At 73.9% G+C, this 19867-nt stretch carries 19 protein-coding genes; 7 read left to right on the top strand and 12 right to left on the bottom strand.

Annotation, left to right across the window (positions count from 1 at the left end):
* Positions 1–4 precede the first annotated feature (4 nt).
* Together ACZ3YL_RS30610 and ACZ3YL_RS30615 are read right to left on the bottom strand one after the other, a co-directional pair.
* Positions 5–832, bottom strand: coding sequence for an isocitrate lyase/PEP mutase family protein (locus ACZ3YL_RS30610; protein WP_188303676.1), 828 nt, complete (start codon positions 830–832; stop codon positions 5–7).
* An 11-nt stretch (positions 833–843) separates the two neighbouring features.
* On the bottom strand, positions 844–1359 hold the full coding sequence (locus tag ACZ3YL_RS30615) for a carboxymuconolactone decarboxylase family protein (RefSeq protein WP_317620961.1): 516 nt from the start codon (positions 1357–1359) through the stop codon (positions 844–846).
* A 138-nt stretch (positions 1360–1497) separates the two neighbouring features.
* On the opposite strand from ACZ3YL_RS30615, the gene ACZ3YL_RS30620 reads away from it, so the two are divergent.
* From ACZ3YL_RS30620 to ACZ3YL_RS30630, 3 genes are all read left to right on the top strand, one after another.
* A complete protein-coding gene (locus ACZ3YL_RS30620; RefSeq protein WP_188303677.1) occupies positions 1498–2280 on the top strand; it encodes an NRDE family protein in 783 nt (260 codons plus the stop codon).
* Positions 2281–2405: 125 nt separating this feature from the next.
* Positions 2406–2594: a hypothetical protein gene (locus tag ACZ3YL_RS30625; RefSeq protein WP_465660512.1), complete on the top strand. Its 189-nt coding sequence runs from the start codon at positions 2406–2408 to the stop codon at positions 2592–2594.
* Between the two features lie 140 nt (positions 2595–2734).
* Positions 2735–3652, top strand: a complete 918-nt coding sequence (locus ACZ3YL_RS30630; RefSeq protein ID WP_188303679.1) for an undecaprenyl-diphosphate phosphatase — start codon at positions 2735–2737, stop codon at positions 3650–3652.
* Between the two features lie 68 nt (positions 3653–3720).
* Here ACZ3YL_RS30630 and ACZ3YL_RS30635 read toward each other — a convergent pair whose 3' ends face one another.
* Positions 3721–4617, bottom strand: a complete 897-nt coding sequence (locus tag ACZ3YL_RS30635; protein ID WP_465660513.1) for a sigma-70 family RNA polymerase sigma factor — start codon at positions 4615–4617, stop codon at positions 3721–3723.
* A 129-nt stretch (positions 4618–4746) separates the two neighbouring features.
* Between ACZ3YL_RS30635 and pdxR the strand changes: the two genes are divergently transcribed.
* On the top strand, positions 4747–6168 hold the full coding sequence (pdxR, locus tag ACZ3YL_RS30640) for a MocR-like pyridoxine biosynthesis transcription factor PdxR (RefSeq protein WP_465660514.1): 1422 nt from the start codon (positions 4747–4749) through the stop codon (positions 6166–6168).
* A gap of 155 nt (positions 6169–6323) precedes the next feature.
* On the opposite strand, the gene ACZ3YL_RS30645 is transcribed toward pdxR, so the two are convergent.
* The 8 genes from ACZ3YL_RS30645 to ACZ3YL_RS30680 all read right to left on the bottom strand — a co-directional run bounded on the left by ACZ3YL_RS30645 (position 6324) and on the right by ACZ3YL_RS30680 (position 15811).
* Positions 6324–6521: a DUF6126 family protein gene (locus tag ACZ3YL_RS30645; protein ID WP_188304075.1), complete on the bottom strand. Its 198-nt coding sequence runs from the start codon at positions 6519–6521 to the stop codon at positions 6324–6326.
* Between the two features lie 31 nt (positions 6522–6552).
* A complete protein-coding gene (locus ACZ3YL_RS30650; protein WP_188304074.1) occupies positions 6553–7188 on the bottom strand; it encodes a helix-turn-helix domain-containing protein in 636 nt (211 codons plus the stop codon).
* Positions 7189–7285: 97 nt separating this feature from the next.
* Complete coding sequence (locus tag ACZ3YL_RS30655; protein WP_465660515.1) at positions 7286–9019, bottom strand: pyruvate dehydrogenase; 1734 nt, start codon at positions 9017–9019, stop codon at positions 7286–7288.
* A gap of 128 nt (positions 9020–9147) precedes the next feature.
* Positions 9148–11553: a glycoside hydrolase family 65 protein gene (locus ACZ3YL_RS30660; RefSeq protein ID WP_465660516.1), complete on the bottom strand. Its 2406-nt coding sequence runs from the start codon at positions 11551–11553 to the stop codon at positions 9148–9150.
* Positions 11554–11617: 64 nt separating this feature from the next.
* Positions 11618–12367 (bottom strand): HAD family hydrolase, encoded by a 750-nt coding sequence (locus tag ACZ3YL_RS30665; protein WP_465660517.1) that lies wholly within the window; start codon positions 12365–12367, stop codon positions 11618–11620.
* 89 nt (positions 12368–12456) lie between these two features.
* The gene (locus tag ACZ3YL_RS30670; RefSeq protein WP_188304071.1) at positions 12457–13257 is read right to left on the bottom strand and encodes a VOC family protein; all 801 of its coding nucleotides are present in this window, start codon (positions 13255–13257) and stop codon (positions 12457–12459) included.
* A gap of 201 nt (positions 13258–13458) precedes the next feature.
* Positions 13459–13908 carry an SRPBCC family protein gene (locus tag ACZ3YL_RS30675; protein WP_188304070.1) on the bottom strand — a complete coding sequence of 150 codons (450 nt, stop codon included), beginning with the start codon at positions 13906–13908 and terminating at the stop codon, positions 13459–13461.
* A 142-nt stretch (positions 13909–14050) separates the two neighbouring features.
* The gene (locus ACZ3YL_RS30680; RefSeq protein WP_465660518.1) at positions 14051–15811 is read right to left on the bottom strand and encodes an LCP family protein; all 1761 of its coding nucleotides are present in this window, start codon (positions 15809–15811) and stop codon (positions 14051–14053) included.
* A gap of 673 nt (positions 15812–16484) precedes the next feature.
* Between ACZ3YL_RS30680 and ACZ3YL_RS30685 the strand changes: the two genes are divergently transcribed.
* From ACZ3YL_RS30685 to ACZ3YL_RS30695, 3 genes are all read left to right on the top strand, one after another.
* Positions 16485–17204, top strand: coding sequence for a G1 family glutamic endopeptidase (locus ACZ3YL_RS30685; protein WP_188304068.1), 720 nt, complete (start codon positions 16485–16487; stop codon positions 17202–17204).
* A 104-nt stretch (positions 17205–17308) separates the two neighbouring features.
* The gene (locus ACZ3YL_RS30690) at positions 17309–17884 is read left to right on the top strand and encodes a TetR/AcrR family transcriptional regulator (protein ID WP_465660519.1); all 576 of its coding nucleotides are present in this window, start codon (positions 17309–17311) and stop codon (positions 17882–17884) included.
* 99 nt (positions 17885–17983) lie between these two features.
* Positions 17984–19423 (top strand): MFS transporter, encoded by a 1440-nt coding sequence (locus ACZ3YL_RS30695; protein WP_465660520.1) that lies wholly within the window; start codon positions 17984–17986, stop codon positions 19421–19423.
* 10 nt (positions 19424–19433) lie between these two features.
* Here the strand turns inward: ACZ3YL_RS30695 and ACZ3YL_RS30700 are convergent, their stop codons facing one another.
* Entirely contained in the window at positions 19434–19862 is a 429-nt protein-coding gene (locus ACZ3YL_RS30700; RefSeq protein WP_465660521.1) for a hypothetical protein, read from the bottom strand.
* Positions 19863–19867: the final 5 nt, after the last annotated feature.

The following is a 19867-nucleotide window of genomic DNA, read 5'->3' on the forward strand; positions in this document are numbered from 1 at the left end:
GCGCTCAGCCCCGGAACAGGCCGTTGAGCTCCGGGTAGGTCAGCCCGCCGTCCAGGGAGGTGTACGTGCCGCTCGCGTACACCTCCTCGGCCGCGCGGCGGACCGCCGCGTACGCCACCCTGGCCAGGCCCGGGCCCAGGCTGATCCGGGCCACCCCGAGCTTCGCCAGCTCGGCCACCGACGGAGAGCCGGGGCCGGCCAGCACGTTCAGCGGGGCCGGGACGGCCGCGACCAGCGCGGCGATGGTCTCCGGGTCGGCGACGCCGGGGACGAACACGCCGTCCGCGCCCGCCTCGACGTACGCCCGCAGCCGGCGGACCGCCTCGTCCAGCCGGCCCTCGGGCTCGCCCAGGGCGTGCAGGAAGACGTCGGTGCGGCCGTTGACGAAGAGCGGGACGCCCGCCGCGTCCGCCGCCGCCCGGGCCGCCGCGATCCGCTCGGCGGCCTGCGCCGGGGTGTACTCGGCGTCCTCCAGGTTCACCCCGACCGCGCCGGTGGCGAGCAGCGCGGTGACGGTCGCGCCGACCCCGGCCGGGGTGTCCGCGTAGCCGCTCTCCAGGTCCGCGGTGACCGGCAGGTCGACCGAGCGGACCACCTCGGCGGTACGGGCCAGCACCTGGTCCCGGTCGGCGCCGCCGCCGTCCGGGCTGCCGAGCGACCAGGACACGCTGGCACTGGCCGTCGCCACCGCCCGCGCCCCGGCGCCGGCCACCAGCCGGGCGCTCGCCGCGTCCCACACGTTGGCCAGCACCAGCGGCTCGCCCGGGCGGTGCAGCTCCCGGAGCAGCCGGGCCTTCTCCTGCTGGGCGGCCCTCTCCCGCTGCGTGGTCATCGCGGCCCCGCTCACTTCGCGGCCGGGCTCATGCGGGTGGACACGCCGATCCGGTTCCAGGCGTTGATGGTGGTGATCAGCGCGATCAGCTGGGCCAGCTCGGCCGGCTCGAACTGCGCGGCGGCCTCGTCGTACACGGCGTCCGGCACATGGCCCCGGGTCAGCAGGGTGACCGACTCGGTGAGGGCGAGGGCGGCGCGCTCACGGGCGGTGAACCAGGGGGTCTCGCGCCAGGCGGGGAGCGAGAGCAGGCGGTGGTCCTGCTCGCCGTTCTTGCGGGCGTCGGTGGCGTGCATGTCGATGCAGAAGGCGCAGCCGTTGATCATCGAGGCGTGCACCTTGACCAGCTCGGCGAGGGCCGGGTCCAGACCCTCCCGGGACGCCCGGTCCACGGCGATCATCGCCTGGTAGAAGGCGGGGGCGAGCCTCGCCATCGGGAGGCGCTGCGCGGGGGCGGGCACGTGGGCCGCGGCCCCGCTCGTCCCGGTCTCGTTCTGGGTCTCGTTCTGGGTCTCGTTCGTCGTCACGGTCGCCAGCCTAGGAGCCCGCCGGCCCCCGCCCGTGGTGCATTCGACGACCGGTTCCTTGGGCCACTTCCGGTGCGCGAACAGGCGTGCGAAGATCGCTGGTGGATCTTCGGAACGACCAGGTCAGGGGGACGGGCCGTGTGCACCGCGTTCGTCAGCATCGAGCCTGATTCAGCGGTGCCGGTGCTGCTGCTGTCCGTCCGGGACGAGTACCTCGGACGCGCCTGGCAGCCCCCGGGCCACCACTGGCCGCAACGCCCCGGACTCGTCGGCGGACTGGACCTCGCGGCCGGCGGCACCTGGCTGGCCGCCGACCCCGACCGGCGCACCGCCGCCTGCCTGCTCAACGGCTTCGGCCCGCTCGCCCCCGCCACCACCCGGCTCAGCCGCGGCGGACTGCCGCTCACCGCCGTGCGCGAGGGCGGCATCGGGCACCTCGACCTCACCCCGTACGACCCCTTCCACCTCGTCCAGATCCACCCGGACGGCGCCCGGGTCACCAGCTGGGGCGGCGGCGGACGACCCGCCGAACACCAACTGCCCACCGGGCTCAGCGTGGTGGTCAACGACGGACTGGAGGGGACGGCCGCCAGCCGCACCGCCTCCGAGCGGATCCGCTCCCTGATGGCCGCGCGCGCCGACCACTTCCGGGCCCGCCTGCTCGCCGAGCCCCGGCCCGAGCCGACCGCCGGCGGGACGACCGAAGAAGCCTGGGGCGGCTGGCTGCCGATCATCACCGGCGACGGACTGGCCCTGGACGCGGACGCCGCGCTGATCCAGCGCCGGGACTTCGGCGACGGACGGATCTGGGGCTCCTCCTCGATCTCGCTGCTGGCGCTCGGACCGGAGCTGCTGCGCTACGACTTCGCCACCGCGCCGGTGCCGGCCGACGGATCGGGCTGGCGGCGGGTGGCGGTCTGAACCGGGCCGGGGCCTGCACCGGGCGGAGGCTGAACCGCTCACTCCCGAAAAGGACTTGAGCTTGACGCTACGGGAGGCGGCATCGTGGGCGGGGCGTCGACCCCTCGCCCCGATGGAGGCCCCCGATGGACCGCCGGCCCCGGCTGTGCGCCGTACTGACCGTCGCGCTGCTGCTCGGCGGCACCCCGCTCGCGGCGACCGCCGGGGTGGTGCTCGGCCGGGCCGTGCAGCAGGCCGTGCCCACCGGACTGCCGGGCGCCGTCACCGGGTTGCTGGTCCACCGGGTCGCCGGTCCACCGGCTCGGGGCCGATGACACCCGGACATACGCGATGACACCCGGACATACGCTCGATGAACTTCTGGCGGCGGGGCTGCCAGGCGTCTACATGCCCGTAGTAGCTTCGCGGAGGCCACCGAATCCACCGGCCGCAGACCCCAGAGCGAAGGTGCGCGATGTCCACCCTGACCTACCCGGAAGCGATAGGCGTCGGCCTGCTGCAGGGTGTGACGGAACTCTTCCCGGTGTCCAGCCTGGGCCACAGCATCCTGCTCCCGGCCGTGATCGGCGGGAAGATCCAGCAGGACCTCGACATGACCGCCGACGGCTCCTCCTACCTCGCCGCCCTGGTCGCCCTGCACCTGGCCACCGCGCTCGCCCTGGTGGTGTTCTTCTGGCGGGACTGGGTCCGGGTGGTCAGCGGACTGGCCGGCTCGATCCGGCACCGCCGGGTGCAGACCCGGGACGAGCGGCTCGCCTGGCTGCTCATCATCTCCACCATCCCGGTCGGCGTGGCCGGCCTCGTCCTGGAGAAGGCCCTGCGGCACGCGCTCGGCAAGCCCCTGCCGGCCGCCGTCTTCCTCGCCGTCAACGGGCTGGTGCTGCTCGGCGCCGAACGGCTCAAGCGCGGCGGCAGCGGCCGGCGCCGGGCCGGGCACGCCGCCCCCGTCGACGAGCCCGGACTGGACCCGGCGATCGCCTCCGACGTCCGGCTGACCAGGCTCGGCTACGGCCAGGGCGCCTGGATCGGCGCCGCCCAGATCCTCGCGCTGTTCCCCGGCATCAGCCGCTCCGGCGTCACCATGAGCGCCGGCATCCTGCGCGGACTCCACCACGAGGACGCCGCCCGGTTCTCCTTCCTGCTCGCCACCCCGGTCATCCTGGCCGCCTCGGTGCTGAAGGTGCCCGAGCTGTTCAAGCCGGAGAACTCCGCCGTGCTCGGCCCGGTCGCGGCCGGCAGCGTCGCCGCCTTCGTGGCCGGCTACATCTCGGTGCGCTTCCTCACCAAGTACTTCGAGACCCGCAGCCTGACGCCGTTCGCGGTGTACTGCTTCCTGGCCGGACTGGGCAGCGCGATCTACCTGTCCGTCTGATCCCCGCTCCAGGGCCGCCACGGGCCGCCCGGCAGGTCGCCGGACGGCCCGTCCGCGTTCCCGTACGGCTACCCGGTGAGGCCCAGCGCGGCCAGCCGGACCGGGTCGGTGAGGATGTCCAGACCGGTGATCCGGCCCCCGTGGATGGTGAACGACATGACCGACAGCGCACGGCCGTCGGCGAAGGACACCACCCCGGGCGAGCCGTTGACCAGCACCGGGCGCCCGTCGGCGGCGAACCGGGCGAAGGCGATCGCCTGGGAGGCCACCTCGGCCGCGCCCCGGCGCAGCACGCTCGGCACCAGCGCGCCGCCGTCGGACCGAGCCACCACCTCCGGGTCGAGCACCGTCATCAGGGCGTCGAAGTCACCGCCCCGGGCGGCGGTCAGGAAGGCCTCCACCACCGCGCGCTTGCGGACCTCGTCCGCGTCGGCGGCCGGGGTGGCGCCCTGGACCCGGCGGCGGGCGCGGCTGGCCAGCTGGCGGGTCGAGGCGGCGGTGCGGCCGAGCACCTCGGCGATCCCGTCGAAGGGCACCTCGAACATGTCGTGCAGCACGAAGGCCACCCGCTCCGCCGGGGAGAGCGTCTCCAGCACCACCATCAGCGCGATCCCCACCGAGTCGGTGACCAGGATCTCGTGCACCGGGTCCGGCGCCGCCAGCCCGCTCACCACCGGATCCGGCAGCCGCACCTGCCCCTCCTGCTCGGGCAGCGGATCCTCCCGGCAGGAGGCCCGGGAGCGCAGCTGGTCCAGGCAGACCCGGCCGACCACGGTGGTCAGCCAGGCCCCCAGGTTGCGCACCTCGCCCACGTCACTGCGGCTCAGCTTCAGCCACGCCTCCTGCACGGCGTCCTCGGCCTCGGCGACCGAACCGAGCATCCGGTAGGCCACGGACCGCAGTTGGGGGCGCTCCGCCTCGAACTGCGCGGCCAGGAGATCCGCTCCGGAAAGTTCCCCGCTCATCTGTCACATCCTCGCGTCGGGATCCGTCGGTCCAGTGACGGACGCTAACCGAACCGGAGAAGAGCACGATGACCACCACCACGCCCGCCGGCGCCACCTGGTGACCGCCGGCCACGCCAGAATGGGTCCGTGAACGGCTCCTGGACCTCCTTCGGCGGCGACCTGCACCTGGACCTCACCGAGCGGCGCGCCGCCGGCGCCGGGCTGCGGGCCGCCCTGGAGGACGCCCTGCGCGAGGCCGTCCAGGACGGGCGGCTCGCGCCCGGCACCCGGCTGCCGTCCTCCCGGGCCCTCGGCGAGGACCTCGGCATCGCCCGCAACACCGTGGTCGAGGCGTACGGGCAGCTCGCCGCCGAGGGCTGGCTCAGCTCCCGGCAGGGCTCCGGCACCACCGTCGCCCGGCGGGCCGTGCCCGTCCGGGGCGAACGGGCCGCCCCGGCCCGGGAGCGGCGGCGCACCGCCCGGCACGACCTGACGTCCGGGCGCCCCGACCTCTCGCTCTTCCCCCGCACCGCCTGGCTCGCCGCCGCCCGCCGCGCCCTCGCCACCGCCCCGCACGACGCGCTCGGCTACGGCAGCCCGCTCGGCCGGATCGAACTGCGCGAGGCGCTCACCCACTACCTGGCCCGGGTCCGCGGCGTGCGCACCGACCCGGACCACCTGCTCATCTGCGGCGGCGTCCAGCAGGGCCTCGGCCTGCTCTGCGCGGCCCTGCGGGAGCGCGGCGCCCACTCGCTCGCGGTCGAGGCGTACGGGCTGCCGCCGCAGCACGCCGTGGTGCGGGCCGCCGGGCTGGCCACCGTCCCGCTGCCGCTGGACTGCGAGGGCGCCGACGTCGACCGGCTGGACGCCCGCTGCGGCGCCGCCCTGCTCACCCCCGCCCACCAGTACCCCACCGGCGCACCGCTGTCCGCCGGCCGACGGGCCGCCGCCGTGCGGTGGGCGCGCGAACAGGACGGGTACGTGATCGAGGACGACTACGACGGCGAGTTCCGCTACGACCGGCAACCGCTCGGCGCGATGCAGGCGCTCGACCCGGAACGGGTGGTGTACGCCGGCACGGCCGCCAAGAGCCTCGCCCCGGGCCTGCGGCTGGCCTGGCTGGCCCTGCCGGACGCGCTGGTCGAACCGGTCGCCCGGCTGAAGGCGCTGGCCGACACGATGTCCCCGGTGCTCGACCAGCTGACGCTGGCCGAACTGATCACCTCGGGGACGTACGACCGGCACGTGCGGCGCTGCCGGCTGCACTACCGGCGCCGGCGCGACCGGCTGGTCGCCGCCCTCGCCGAACACGCCCCGCGGGTCGAGGTCACCGGCATCGCGGCCGGCCTGCACGCCGTCCTCCAACTCCCGCCCGGCTCCACCCCGGAGGCCGAGCTGATCGCCCGCGCCGGGGCCGCCGGCCTGGCCCTCAGCGGCCTCGACTGGCACCGCGCCGACCCGACGGCCGAGGCGGGCGCACCCGCCCTGGTGATCGGCTACGCGAGCCCGCCGGAACACGCCTTCCCGGCCGCGCTGAACGCCCTCTGCGAGGTGCTCCGCGGGGCGTAGGAGGCACCGGGGAGGCGCCGCGGAGGCACCGGGAGGCACCAGGAGGCACCAGGAGGCACCAGGAGGCACCAGGGGCGCCAACGGCGAGCGCCCGCCTCCGACGGGGCGGGGGCGGGCGATCGGCAAGGGCGGGCGCTCGGCAGGGAGTCGGCGAACTACTTGTTGCGGCTGCCCAGTTCGAACAGCAGCATGATGAAACCGGCGAAGGCGTGGATGCCCGCCGTGTAGATCACCAGGCGGAGGTAGACCCGCTTGTTGGCCCACTTGCCGGCGTCCATGGTCTTCGGGCCGGCGGCGGTGTCGGCGGCACCGGCCGGGAGCGCGGTGGCGGCGGGGGTGGTGGGATCGGCCATGGGGATCTCCTCCGAGGGGTCTGACGGCTGGTCAGTGGGTCGGGGCGGGGCCGCCGCCGAGGCAGAGCTCGCCGCCGGGGCTCTGCAACAGGGTGTGGACGAAGAGCAGTTCGACGCCGGTGTCGGATTCGGCGGCGATGCAGTGCGGGGTGAGCGAGTCGTAGTGGGCGGAGTCGCCGGGGGCGAGCAGGTGGACGCGGTCGCCGAGGGTCACCCGCAGCTGCCCGCGCAGGACGTAGATCCACTCCTCGCCGGGGTGGACCCGGACCACCGCGTCCTGGACGCCCGGCGGGACGTGCACCCGCAGGGCCTGCATGGCGCGGCCGGGAGCGCCGGCCCGGCGGTAGCCCCAGCCGCCGGCCCGGCCGGGCTCGATGGCGCCGCCGCGGACCACCGGGTCCGGTTCGACCATGGCCTCGCCGAGCAGCCCGGAGACGGTGGTGCCGTAGGCCCGGGCGAGGCCGAGCAGGACGGGCAGCGAGGGCTGACGGCGGCCGGTCTCCAGCCGGGACAGATAGGCTGGGGAGAGGCCGACCCGGCCCGCGGCGACCTCCAGCGTGAGCCGGCTGCTGTGCCGGTGCTCGCGGAGGCGGGCGGCGAGGCCGGCGGCCTCCTGGTCGTCGAGCCGGTCGCCGTCGCCGGGGGTGCCGGTGGAGCTGGTGGTCATGTGTCCAGTGGACACCCGGCCTGCCGCAGGGGCAAGAAAGTTGCCTCAGAGGCAAAAGCCGCAGGGCGACGTCCGTCCCGGCGGGCGCCCGGGCCGCTCAGGGCCGGGGGATGTTGCGCAGGTTGCTGCGCGCCAGGTCGACCATCCGCCCGACGCCGCCCGACAGCACCGTCTTGCCGGCCGCCAGCGCGAAGCCCTTCAGCTGGGCGGCGGTGATCCGCGGCGGGATGGACAGCGCGTTCGGGTCGGTGACCACGTCCACCAGGGCCGGACCGGGCCGCTCCAGCGCCTCCGCCAGCACCTCCCGGACCCTCGCCGGTTCGGCGACCCGCTTGGCCGGGATGCCCATCGCCCGGGCGATGCCGGCGTAGTCCACGTCCCCGTTGTCGATCTCCGACTCCGGGTAGCCGGAGACCAGCATCTCCAGCTTGATCATGCCGAGCGCGCCGTTGTTGAAGACCACCGTCTTCACCGGCAGCCGGTGCTGGGCCACCGTGAGCAGTTCGCCGAGCAGCATGCCGATCCCGCCGTCGCCCGCCATCGCGATCACCTGCCGCCCGGGGCAGGCGAGTTGGGCGCCGATCGCGTGCGGCAGGGCGTTCGCCATCGAGCCGTGCAGGAAGGAGCCGATCACCCGGCGGCGCCCGTTCGGCTGGAGGTAGCGGGCGGCCCAGACGTTGTTCATGCCGGTGTCCACGGTGAACACGGCGTCCTCGGCGGCGACTTCGTCCAGCACCGAGGCGACGTACTCGGGGTGGATCGGCAGGTGCTGCTCGATGTCCCGGGTGTAGGCGCCGATGACGTCCTCCAGCGACTTGCAGTGCTTGCGCAGCAGGCCGTCCAGGAAGGTCCGGTCGGGTTCGGCGTCCAGCAGCGGCAGCACGGCCCGCAGGGTGGCCGCCACGTCGCCGTGCACGGCCAGTTCCAGCGCGGTGCGGCGGCCCAGCCGGGTGGCGTCGTGGTCGACCTGGACGGTGTGCGCCTGCGGCAGGAAGGAGTCGTACGGGAAGTCGGTGCCGAGCAGCAGCACCAGGTCGGCGGAGTGCAGCGCCTCGTGGCAGGCACCGTAGCCGAGCAGCCCGCTCATCCCGACGTCGTACGGGTTGTCGAACTGGATCCACTCCTTGCCGCGCAGCGAGTGCCCGATCGGGGCGTTCAGCGCCTGGGCGACGGCCATCACCTCGGCGTGCGCCCCGCGCACCCCGGCGCCGCAGAACAGGGTGACCCGCCGGGCCGCGTTGAGCAGCCGGGCCAGCTCCTGCACCTGGGACCAGGGCGGCGCGGCGACCGCCTGCTCGGTGAGGAAGTGGCTGCTGCCGGTCGGCCCGGCGGCCGGGAGGGCGGCGACGTCCCCGGGGAAGGCCAGCACCGAGACGCCGTGCGAGCCGAGCGCGTGCTGGATCCCGACCCGCAGCAGCCGGGGCAGCTGGGCGGGGGTGGAGAGCATCTCGCACCAGTTGCTGCAGTCGGTGAACACCCGCTCGGGGTGGGTCTCCTGGAAGAAGCCGGTGCCGATCTGCCCGGACGGGATGTGCGAGGCGAGCGCGAGCACCGGCAGGCCGCTGCGCTGGGCGTCGTACAGGCCCTGGATGAGGTGGGTGTTGCCGGGGCCGCAGGAGCCGGCGCAGACCGCGAGCCGGCCGCTGAGTTCGGCCTCGGCGGCGGCCGCGAAGGCGCCGGCCTCCTCGTTGCGCACGTGCACCCAGCTGATGCCCTCCGCCCGGCGGATCGCGTCGACCACGGGGTTGAGGCTGTCGCCGACCACGCCGTACACCCGCTCCACCCCGGCCTGCCGGAGCACCTCCACCATCTGTTCGGCCACGGTCGCCACGGGGGTTTCCCTTCGCTCGCCACAGGACACCTGCAGCCTCCGACAGGGCGGGGCCGGACGCACCCGGGCCAGGGCGAACGAGTGAGCGGGCGCGGGGCCGTGGACGCGGCCCCGCGCGGGCCCTGCGGCTACTCCGCCGCCAGGTGGTCCTGCTGCCCGAGCTTGCCGGCGGCCAGGCCCGCCTGGGGCTGGCGGCGGGCCGGTTCGCGGCCGGGGGGCTGGGCGCAGCGTTCCTGGGCGGGCGGGGCGGTGGTGGGCAGGGTGACCGGGGAGCCGGCCTTGACCTGGACCGCCTCGCCGTCGTGCCGCAGGTGGAGCACCTCGCCGCGGCGCAGCGTGTAGGTGGTGCCCTCGTGGGTGATCCGGACACCGAGCAGGTGGCCGCGGACCAGCAGGGAGAAGCTCAGCTTCATCAGCCCGGGGGGCAGCCGGGGCCGGAAGTCGAGCGTCTCGCCGTGGTCGCGCAGGCCGCCGAAGCCGGCCACCAGGGCGACGCAGGCGCCGGCGAGGGAGGCCATGTGCAGGCCGTCGCGGGTGTTGCCGCCGAGGTCGTGGAGGTCCATCAGGGCGGCTTCGGCGGTGTAGTCGTACGCGAGGTCGAGCTGGCCGACCTCGGCGGCGATGACGGCCTGGGTGCAGGCGGAGAGCGAGGAGTCGCGGACGGTCAGCCGCTCGTAGTAGGCGAAGTTGCGGACCTTCTGCTCGTCGGTGAAGGCGTCGCCGCGGACCTGCATGGCGAGCACCAGGTCGGCCTGCTTGACCACCTGCTTGCGGTACAGGTCGAAGTACGGGTAGTGCAGCAGCAGCGGGTAGTTCTCCGGCGGGGTGGCCTCGAAGTCCCAGACCTGGTGGTGGGTGAAGCCGTCGGCCTGCGGGTGGACGCCGAGGTCCTCGTCGTAGGGGACGTACATCGCGGCGGCGGCGTCCCGCCAGGCGGCGGCCTCCTCGGTGTCGACGCCGAGTTCGGCGGCCTCGCGGGGGTGGCGGACGGCTGCCTCGGCGGCGGCGCGCAGGTTCGTCTGCGCCATCAGGTTGGTGTAGACGTTGTTGTCGGCGACGGCGCTGTACTCGTCGGGGCCGGTGACGCCCTCGATGCGGAACTTCCCGGCGGTGTCGTGGTGGCCGAGCGAGCGCCACATCCGGGCGGTCTCGACGAGGAGTTCGAGGCCGTACTCGCGTTCGAACTCCTCGTCCCCGGTGGCCCGGACGTAGCGGGCGACGGCGGCGGCGATGTCGGCGCCGATGTGGAAGGCCGCGGTGCCGGCCGGCCAGTACCCGGAGCACTCCTCGCCGCGGATCGTCCGCCAGGGGAACACCGCGCCGGCCAGGCCCAGTTGGGCGGCCCGCTCGCGGGCCAGCGGCAGGGTGGTGTGCCGCCAGCGCAGGGCCTGGTTGACGGCGCTGGGCAGGCAGTAGGTGAGCACCGGCAGGACGAAGGCCTCGGTGTCCCAGAAGCTGTGCCCGTCGTAGCCGGGGCCGGTCAACCCCTTGGCTGGGATGGCGCGTTCCTCACTGCGGGCACCGGCCTGCAGGACGTGGAAGACGGCGAACCGGACGGCCTGCTGGAGTTCGACGTCGCCCTCGATCTCGACGTCGCTGGACTCCCAGAACTCCTCGAGGAATTCCGCCTGTTCGGCGACCAGGCCGTCCCAGCCGGTGTACCGGGCGGCGGTCAGCGCGGCCTCGACCTGGTCCCGGACGGCGGGCAGCGAGCGGGTACCGGACCAGCCGTAGGACATGAACTTGACCAGCCGCAGCCGCTGTTCGGGCTCCAGCACGGTGGTGACGCTGATCCGGCAGTGGTCGGCCTCGGCCTCGGCGACGGTGTCCAGCCGCTCCGGGCCCTCGATCAGGTGGTCCATCCCGGCGGCGACCCGGATGCCGCTGAAGCGGGTCCGGTGCACCAGGACGGCCTTGGTGCCGCTGGCGTGGTGCGCCTCGGCCTGCAGCGGCGCCTCCAGCACGGCGGCGGCGCGCGGGTCGCCCTCGGGGCCGCCGGGCAGCTGCTCGTTGGCGACCAGCTCGGACTGGAGCACGATCCGCACCGGCCCGTCCACCGCCTCCACGCTGTACTCCACGGCGGCGACGGCGCGCTGGGTCAGCGAGACCAGCCGGGAGGAGCGCACCCGGATGGTCCGCCCGGCCGGGGAGGTCCACTCGCACTCGCGGTGCAGCAGGCCCTCCCGGAAGTCCAACCAGCGGGTGTGGCTGACGAGTTCGCCGTACCGCAGGTCGAAGGGCTCATCGTCCACCAGCAGCCGGATGATCTTGCCGTTGGTGACGTTGATGACGCTCTGGCTGGACTCCGGGTAGCCGTAGCCGCCCTCGCCGTAGGGCAGCGGGCGCAGTTCGAAGACACCGTTGAGGTAGGTGCCGGGCAGGCCGTGCGGCTCGCCCTCGTCCAGGTTGGCGCGCAGGCCGATGTGGCCGTTGGAGAGCGCGAAGACGGACTCGGCGCGGGCCATCGAGGCCGGGTCGACGCCGTGTTCGGTGACCTGCCAGGGGTCGATGGTGAAGTTGTCGGCCGGGCTCATGCGCCCACCTCGCTACGCTCGGCAGGGCCATTCGCCAACGCGCGCCTCTTACTGACCCGTTCGCTCATCGCCCGTCCTCCTGGAGCAGCTCGGAGAGGTCGTCGACGACCACGGTGGCGCCGTCGCGGCGCAGTTCGGCCGCCTGCCCGGTGCGGTTGACCCCGACCACCGCGCCGAAGCCGCCGGCCCGGCCGGAGGCGACCCCGGCGAGCGCGTCCTCGAAGACGGCGGCGTGTGCGGGCTCGACGCCGAGCTCGCGGGCGGCGTACAGGTAGGTGTCCGGGGCGGGCTTTCCGGGCAGGGACCGCTCCTTGGCGACCACGCCGTCCACGATCACGTCGAAGAGGTCCAGGATGCCCGCCGAACGCAGCACGTCCCGGCAGTTGGCGCTGGACGAGACCACCGCGCGGGGCAGCCCGAGCGCGCGCAGCCGGTGCACGTAGGCGACCGACCCGTCGTACGGCGCGACGCCCCGCTCGCGGATCAGCCGCAGCACGGTGTCGTTCTTGGCCCGGCTGATGCCCTGCACGGTGCGGGCGTTCGGCGGGTCGTCGTCGGCGCCCTCGGGCAGGTCGATGCCCCGGCTCTGCAGGAAGGCCCGGGTGCCGTCCAGGCGCGGGCGGCCGTCCACGTAGGTGTCGTAGTCGGTGACGGCGTCGAAGGGAACGAACTGCCCTCCGGTGCGGGCCGCTTCGGAGCGCAGGAAGGCGTCGAAGGTGTCCTTCCAGGCCGCAGCGTGCACCGTGGCGGTCTGGGTGAGGACCCCGTCGAGGTCGAAGAGGAAAGCGCGGATGTCGTCGGGTAGCCCCAGCATGGGTGCAGTCTGCCCCGGAAACGCGGGGGATACCGCCCATTCCCGGCGGCGCGTCGCGGGAAGGGCGGCTTCCGCTTGCCGCCGTCGGATCAGGGCGAGTCGGGCATCTGCGCCTCGGGCGACTGGATCACCGCGAAGACCGCGCCCTGCGGGTCGTTGACCACGGCCATCCGGCCGGCCTGCATGTCGAACGGCGGCTGGATCACCGAGCCGCCGGCCTTGACCAGGGCGTCCACCACCGAGTCGGCGTCGTCCACCAGGAAGTACGCCATCCAGTGCGAGGGGGTGCCGGCCGCCAGGTACGGCGGGATCGCCTGCATGCCGCCCACCGTGCGGTCGGCGACGTTCAACGAGAAGTAGCCGTCCATGCCCTGGATGGTGGCCGGGCGCAGCCCGAGCGCCGACTGGTAGAAGCGGCCGGCCTCCCCGGTGTCGGCGGTGTTGAGCTCGTTCCAGACCAGCGCGCCGGGCTCGTTGACCACGCCCGCGCCGATGAAGTCCATCGCCTGCCAGACTCCGAAGACGGCGCCGGCCGGGTCGGCGGCGACCAGCATCCGGCCGATCGTGCCGACGTCCATCGGGTCGTAGAGGATCGTGCCGCCGGCGTCGGCGATGGCGGTCCTGGCCGCGTCGGCGTCGTCCGAGGCCAGGTAGGTGGTCCAGGCGACCGGCGGCAGCGGCTGGCCCTCGGGCGCGGACTGCGCCATGATCCCGGCGACCGGGCGGCCGTTGAGGGTGCACACGGCGTAACCGCCGAACTCGGCCGGGCCGGCCTCGCCCTGCCAGCCGAACAGGTCGCGGTAGAAGTCGAGCGCGGCCTGCTGGTCGCTCGCCATCAGGTCGATCCAGCACGGGGTGCCGGGCTTGTACGGATCGGTCACTACGGGCATCGCTGGGCCTCCCGGAGGCGGTGGTGGCCGGCTGTCGGTCGTCGGGCTCTGGTCGTTCGTCGGGCTCTGGTCGTTCGTCGGGCTTCGGCCGCCGTCGGGCGGGCGGGGTCCGGTACGACGGCGCTACACCGCCCACCTTCGGCCCGCTGCCGCGTTCCCGCCACCGGACGGCGCCCTGGCGGGCGACCGGTCACGCCGCGGTCACTCCTCGTCGTGGCGCAGGGTGGTGACGAAGTAGGGCTGCGTCTTGCCGCTCTGCGCGTAGTCCTTGAGCCGGACCAGCAGTTCGGCCCAGGTGCCGGCCACCATCGGGACGCCCTCCTCGCTGCCCGGCTGCCAGCCGCCGTGCCGGAACAGCAGCCGGGTGCGGTCGGGGGCGTCGGGCTGGTCGGAGAGGTCCCAGCTGATCCAGGTGCCGGCCCAGTGCGGCGGGAACGCCCCGGCGTTGGCCCACAGCACCCGGTCCAGGTCGGCCCGCTCCCGGCGCAGCCGGAACGGCTCGGGCACCCCGGGGAAGTCGAACAGCAGCACCTCGCCCTCGCGGTCCACCCCGGTGGTCCACCAGCTGGTCAGCCCGGTGTGCGTGTTGAGCGCGTCGAGCACGACGGCGCGGGGTGCGGCGATGTCGATCTGCATCGCGATCTCGGGCATGGGGTCCGCCTTTCGGTGACCGGTCGGCCGTCCCCTCCACGGCCACGATGGCACGACCCCGGGGCGTACGCGCTCCGGGGTCGTGCGGTCGGTCGTGCGGTTCGTAGGGCGGGCGGTCGGGCGGTCGGGCGGGCGGGTGCGGTCAGCCGCCGCTGCCGTAGGTGGTGTTCGCGCAGATGTCGTCGTCCGCCGAGCGGGCGTCGTTGGTGACGGTGGTGGGCAGCGGCTGCGGGGGCGTCTGGGCGCCGGGGGTGGCACCCGCGGTGGGGGCGCCGGCCCCCATGCCGTTGGCCGCGGCGAAGTCCTGGCCGACGATCACCGAGATGCCGCGCGCGCTGCTGGGCTCCAGGCTGGCGCCCGGGAACAGCGCGGCGACCTTCTCGGCGTTCGCCTTCTGGCTGGAGCTGTACTCGATGGTGGTGGTCTTGTACTTGGTGCTCGCCGCCTGGCCCGACGTACTGGCCGAGAACTTGGCGCCCTTGAGCAGCTCGGTCGCCTTGCCGGCCAGGCCGTTGGCGAGGGTGCCGTTGTAGACCGCGACCTTGACCGAGGCGTTGGAGGCGTCCCCGGCCGCCGCGGCGGGCGTGCTGGGCGCGGCCTGCTGCGCGGCGGCGCTGGAGCTGGCGGCGGCGTCCGGCTGCTGGCCGGTGGCGTTCTGGCCGTCGATGGTCTGGTCGGCCTTGAGGGCGTCCCAGAGCTTGTTGGCGTCCGGCTGGACCAGGTCGATGTTGGCGTCCTGGGTGCGGTAACGCCAGGGCGCGGTCACGAACTTCAGGTCGTGCATGTCGATGTTCTTCAGCGACAGGCCGAAGGAGAGCAGCTTGTCCGCGGAGTTCAGTCCCGGGTCGACGGTCAGCGACTTCGTCGCCGCGTCGGCCAGCGGCAGCAGGGTGGTGGGGCTCAGCCCCTGGCTCTTCATCTTGCTGGCGAGCGAGCTCATGAAGGCCTGCTGGCGCTTCATCCGGCCGATGTCGGAGCCGTCGCCGATGCCGTGCCGCAGCCGTACGTAGTCGAGCGCCTGCTGTCCTTCGACGCTCTGCTTGCCCTGCGGGAGGACGAGGTTGCCCTTCTTGTGCAGGTTGGGGTTGATGTCGCCCTCGTAGATCGCCTTCGGCAGGCAGACGTCCACGCCGTTGACGGCCTTGGTCATCGCGGAGAAGCCGTTGAAGTCGACCACCATGGTGTGGTCGACCCGGATGCCGGTGACCTTCTCGACCGTGTTCTGGGTGCAGGCCGGGTTGCCGCTGTCGCTGCCACCGACCGAGAAGGCGGCGTTGAACAGGTCGTTGCCGCCCTTGGTCCACTTGCCGTTGGGCAGCTTGCAGGACGGGATCGGCACGATCGTGTTGCGCGGGATCGAGATGCCGACGGCGTGCTTGTGGTCGGCGTAGACGTGCAACAGGATCGTGGTGTCCGAGCGGGCGCCGCCGTCCTCGCCGCCGCCGAGGTCGGAGTTGTTGCCGCCCCGGCTGTCGGAGCCGATCAGCAGCACGTTGACCGGCTTGTTGCCGTCCGCGTCGGCCTTGGCCTCGGGCGGGCGGTCGGTGGCTATCGCGTCGGCGTCGAAGGACTTGATGTTGGCGTTCAGCTTGTAGTAGATCGCGCCGCCGGTGCCCGCGATCAGCACCAGCACCCCGGCCGCCGACCAGGCGACGATCTTCTTCACGTTCTTCTTGGGCTTGGCGCCGCGCCGCGCCGCCGCCCGTCCGCCGGGCGTGCCCGGGCTGCCGGGGGCGCCGGATCCGTCGTCGGCCCGGCCCCCGCCCTTGGACTGGGCGGCACGGCGGGCCTCGGCCCGGCCTCCGGAGCGCGGGGCGGGCACGCCGCCCGCCGCCCCTTCCGCCGGGAGTGCCTCGGGCGCGCCCTCGCCCTGAGCCGGGCTCTCGCCCCTGCGACCTGCCATGCGCGTACCTTTCACCGACGGAAGCGACGCCCCGGACGACCTGGCGCACCGCACACAGGAAGACGGCCCCAACCGCTCCCTGGTTGTACGTACGAAGGTCAGTACAGAACGACCATCGTGGCTTCCGATCATATGGAGACCAAAGGTGATCATTGACCTCCGGTACACCAACGACCCCGCAGGCCCCGGGAAGATCTCGCTACAGACCGGTCGATAACGCCTGATTCGGGCAGGCGACGCCGGCCGGGGGGCGGCCGGTCGGCCGGGGACCGACACCGGTCGGTCGGAGGCGTAGCCGGTGAGGACGGCGCGGGCGAAGGGGCGCCGAGGGTGACGTCCGCCTCATCGGGGCCCCGCCGAGACGGACTCGGTATCCCCGGCGCCTCGCCGCGCCCGACCGCGCCGTGGAGTGCCGGTGCGACACGGGGGCGGACCGGGCCGAAGCGGTTCGAGGTCAAATTGCCGTCGCTCCAGCCGATTTGCCGCCGATTGTGCCCGGACGGATCGTCAAGTCGCCTCCCGGACGAGGCAATACCTTCCCCAACCTTCGCACTGCGCCTCTTGCTCCGCTCATGACAGTCCGGTCATTCTGTACTGCCACCCGCCAACATCCGCCCCCACGGACCGGGTTGGCGCGTGAGTCTCCTGTTCGTCCCCTCACGAAGGAGCCAGCATGCGCAAATTCCTGATACGCGTCGCCACTCTCGCGGCAGCCGCCACGACCCTGGCCGCCCCCGCCGCGCCGACCACCGCGGCGGCCGCCCAGGGACTGTCCTTCCGCCCGCTGCAGTACAACACCAACGGCTACAACTGGGGCGGCTACGCCGCCACCGGCAGCGGCTTCAGCTCGGTCTCGGCGGCCTGGACCGAGCCGGACGCGGTCTGCAACTCCACCAACGACCTGTACGCCCCCTGGGTCGGCATCGACGGCTACGGCTCCTCCAGCGTGGAGCAGACCGGGGTGGCCACCGACTGCTCCAGCGGCAGCCCGGTGAACCAGGCCTGGTACGAGATGTACCCGGCAGCCCCCGTCTACCTGAGCCTCAGCTCGTACCCGGTGTCGGCCGGCGACCACATCACCGCCTCGGTGACCTACGCGGGCAGCAGCCGGTACACCCTCAAGCTGACCGACTCCTCGCGGGGCTGGACCTACACCACGACCAAGTCCACCTCCGCGCAGCGGACCAGTGCCGAGGTCATCATCGAGTCGCCGACCGGGTCCTACCCCGACTTCGGCACCCTCAACTTCACTTCGGCCACCGTCAACGGCAAGTCCCTCGGCTCCACCAACCCGGTCGCCCTGGACCCCAGCTCCAACGGCGCCTACGAGGCCACCACCGGCGGGCTCGGCTCCAGCGGCACCAGCTTCTCCGAGACGTTCCTGCAGGAGTAGCCGCCCCCGCGGGGGCCAACCACGGACCGAAGCGGCTCGCCCTCTGCGCACAGGAGGGCGAGCCGTTTTTGACAGGCGAGCCAATAACTGCCACCATCCTCCCCATGGCACGCCCCAGGAAGTTCGACACCGACGCCGCGATCGACGCGGCCATGAACACCTTCTGGACCAAGGGATACACCGCCACCTCGACCGACGACCTGGCCGAGAGCACCGGCATGCTGCGCGGCAGCCTGTACAACGCCTTCGGCGGCAAGCGGCAGCTGTTCGAGCTGGCGCTGCGCCGCTACCGCGAGAGCGGCGCGGCCGGGGCCAACCCCGCGCCGGCCGACCTACCGCCGCTGGAGCACATCCGCCGGCTGCTGCTGACCGGGGTGGACCAGGCCGCGACCGACCACCGGGGCTGCCTCGCCGTCAACACCGTCACCGAACTGGCCGTCCGCGAGCCGGAGTTGGCCCAGCAGGCCCGACAGGCGTTCATCCCGCTGGAGAACACGCTGACCGCGGCCGTCGAGGACGGCCGGCTCCGCGGCGAGATCCGCGCCGACCGCGCCCCGCGGGTGCTCGCCCGCCAGACGATGGCCGGCTTCCACGGACTGCTGCTCCAGGCCAAGGCGGGCTTCGAGCGGGAGTCGCTGCACGCCGTCGTCGACGCGATCGTGGACGACCTTCGCGCCTGAACACGCGGCACCGGACACCTACTCCGACGACGCGCCCCTTTGCGTACCCAAATTTTTGGCACTTCCACCAATAACTACTCCCGACGGAGGCCCCATCCCATGCCCCGCCCCCAGCTCCGCCCACCCCTCCTCCCCGTCATCCTGGCCGCCTTCTTCATGTACGGCTTCGACGGCAACGTCGTGAACGTCGCCCTGCCCGCCATCCGCGCCGACCTCGGCGCCGGCCAGGCCGCCCTGGAACTGGTCGTCGCCGGCTACGTGTTCAGCTACGCCACCGGGCTCGTCCTCGGCGGCCGGCTCGGCGACATCCTCGGCCACCGGCGGATGTTCCTCACCGGCATGGCCGCCTTCACCCTCGCCTCCGTGCTCTGCGGGCTCGCCCAGTCCCCCACCCAGCTGGTGCTCGCCCGGCTGCTCCAGGGCCTCACCGCCGCCGCGATGGTCCCCCAGGTGCTCGCCCTGATCACCACCGCCATCCCCGCCGAGGGCCGGCCCCGCGCGCTCGCCTGGTTCGGTGTCACCGGCGGACTCAGCGGCGTCTGCGGCCAGTTGCTCGGCGGCGTCCTGCTCGACGGCGACCTCTTCGGCCTCGGCTGGCGTGCCGTCTTCCTGGTCAACCTGCCGGTCGGCCTGGCCGTCCTCGCCGTCGCCGCCGCCGTCCTGCCGCGCACCACCACCGGCCGCCGCCCCGCCCTGGACGGCATCGGCGTCCTCGCGATCTCCGGCTCGCTGGCCCTCGCCCTCGTCCCACTGGTCCTCGGCCGGGAGGCCGGCTGGCCGCTCTGGGCCTGGGCGATGCTCGCCGCCGCCGTCCCCGCCGCGCTGGCCGCGCTGCGCTGGGAGCGCCGGCTCGCCGCCCGCGGGGGTCAGCCGCTGCTCGATCCGGAGCTGCTCCGCGGCCGGGTCTTCCGCACCGGGCTCGCCGTGAACGCCGCCTTCATGGCCTTCTTCGCCGGCTTCGTGTTCGTGCTCAGCCTGACCGTCCAGACCGGCTTCGGCTACAGCCCGCTGCGCTCCGGCCTGGTCTTCACGCCGATGGCCGTCCTCGCCATGGCCGGCTCGCTGGCCGGCAAGCGCCTGATCCCCCGCCACGGGCTGCGCGTCCCGGTCGCCGGCGGGGCGATCACCGCCCTCAGCCTGCTGCTCACCGCGCTCGCCCTGCAGACCACCGGCGCCCGCCACGCCCTGCCCGTCCTGCTGGCCACCATGGGCCTGATGGGCATCGGCAACGGCCTGGTCCTGCCCTCCCTGATCGGCGCCCCGATGGCCGGCATCGCCCCCGAGCGGGCCGGCACCGCCTCCGGCACCCTCTCCACCACTCAGCAGTTCGCCGCCGTCACCGGTGTCGCCGTCATCGGCGGCGGCTACTTCGCCGTCCTCGACCACCACGGCCCCGCCACCGCCGCGGCCGTCGCCTGCTGGCTCGCCCTCGCCGTCGTCCTCGCCATGATCGGCCTCACCGTCCGCCTCTCCCGCGCCACCGCCGCCCCCGTGCCCTCCCCGGCCCCTGCGGCGGCCCCGGTCCCGGCCCGGCGGTGACCCTCCCGGGTCAGCCGGCCTGCCGGACCTTGACGCCGCCGACCAGCGAGTACGAGCGGACCTTCACCACCGGGCCGCCCGGCTCGCCGGCCACGCCCCTGCTGCGGCCGCCGAGCAGCGAGAACCCGCTGACCTCCACCGCCGTCCCGGCCGGGACGGTCAGGTCGACCCCGCCGAACACCGAGAACGCGTCCACCTCGGCCGAGGCGCCCTGCGGGTAGGCCAGCTCCGCACCGCCGACCAGGGCCGCCTTCACCAGGTGCGTCCCGTCCGCCGGCAGCGCCGCCTGGGTGTGGTCCAGCTTGGCCCCGCCCACCGCGGCCACGTGCACCGTGCGCTCCCGCGCCGCGAAGTCGCCCCGGTGCTTCAGCCCGCCCAGCAGGGCCAGGCTCCACTCGGTGCGGCGGGCCGGGGTCTCGGTGTCCTTCGTGATCTCCATGCCCC

The organism is Kitasatospora sp. NPDC023176 (genome assembly GCF_055560495.1).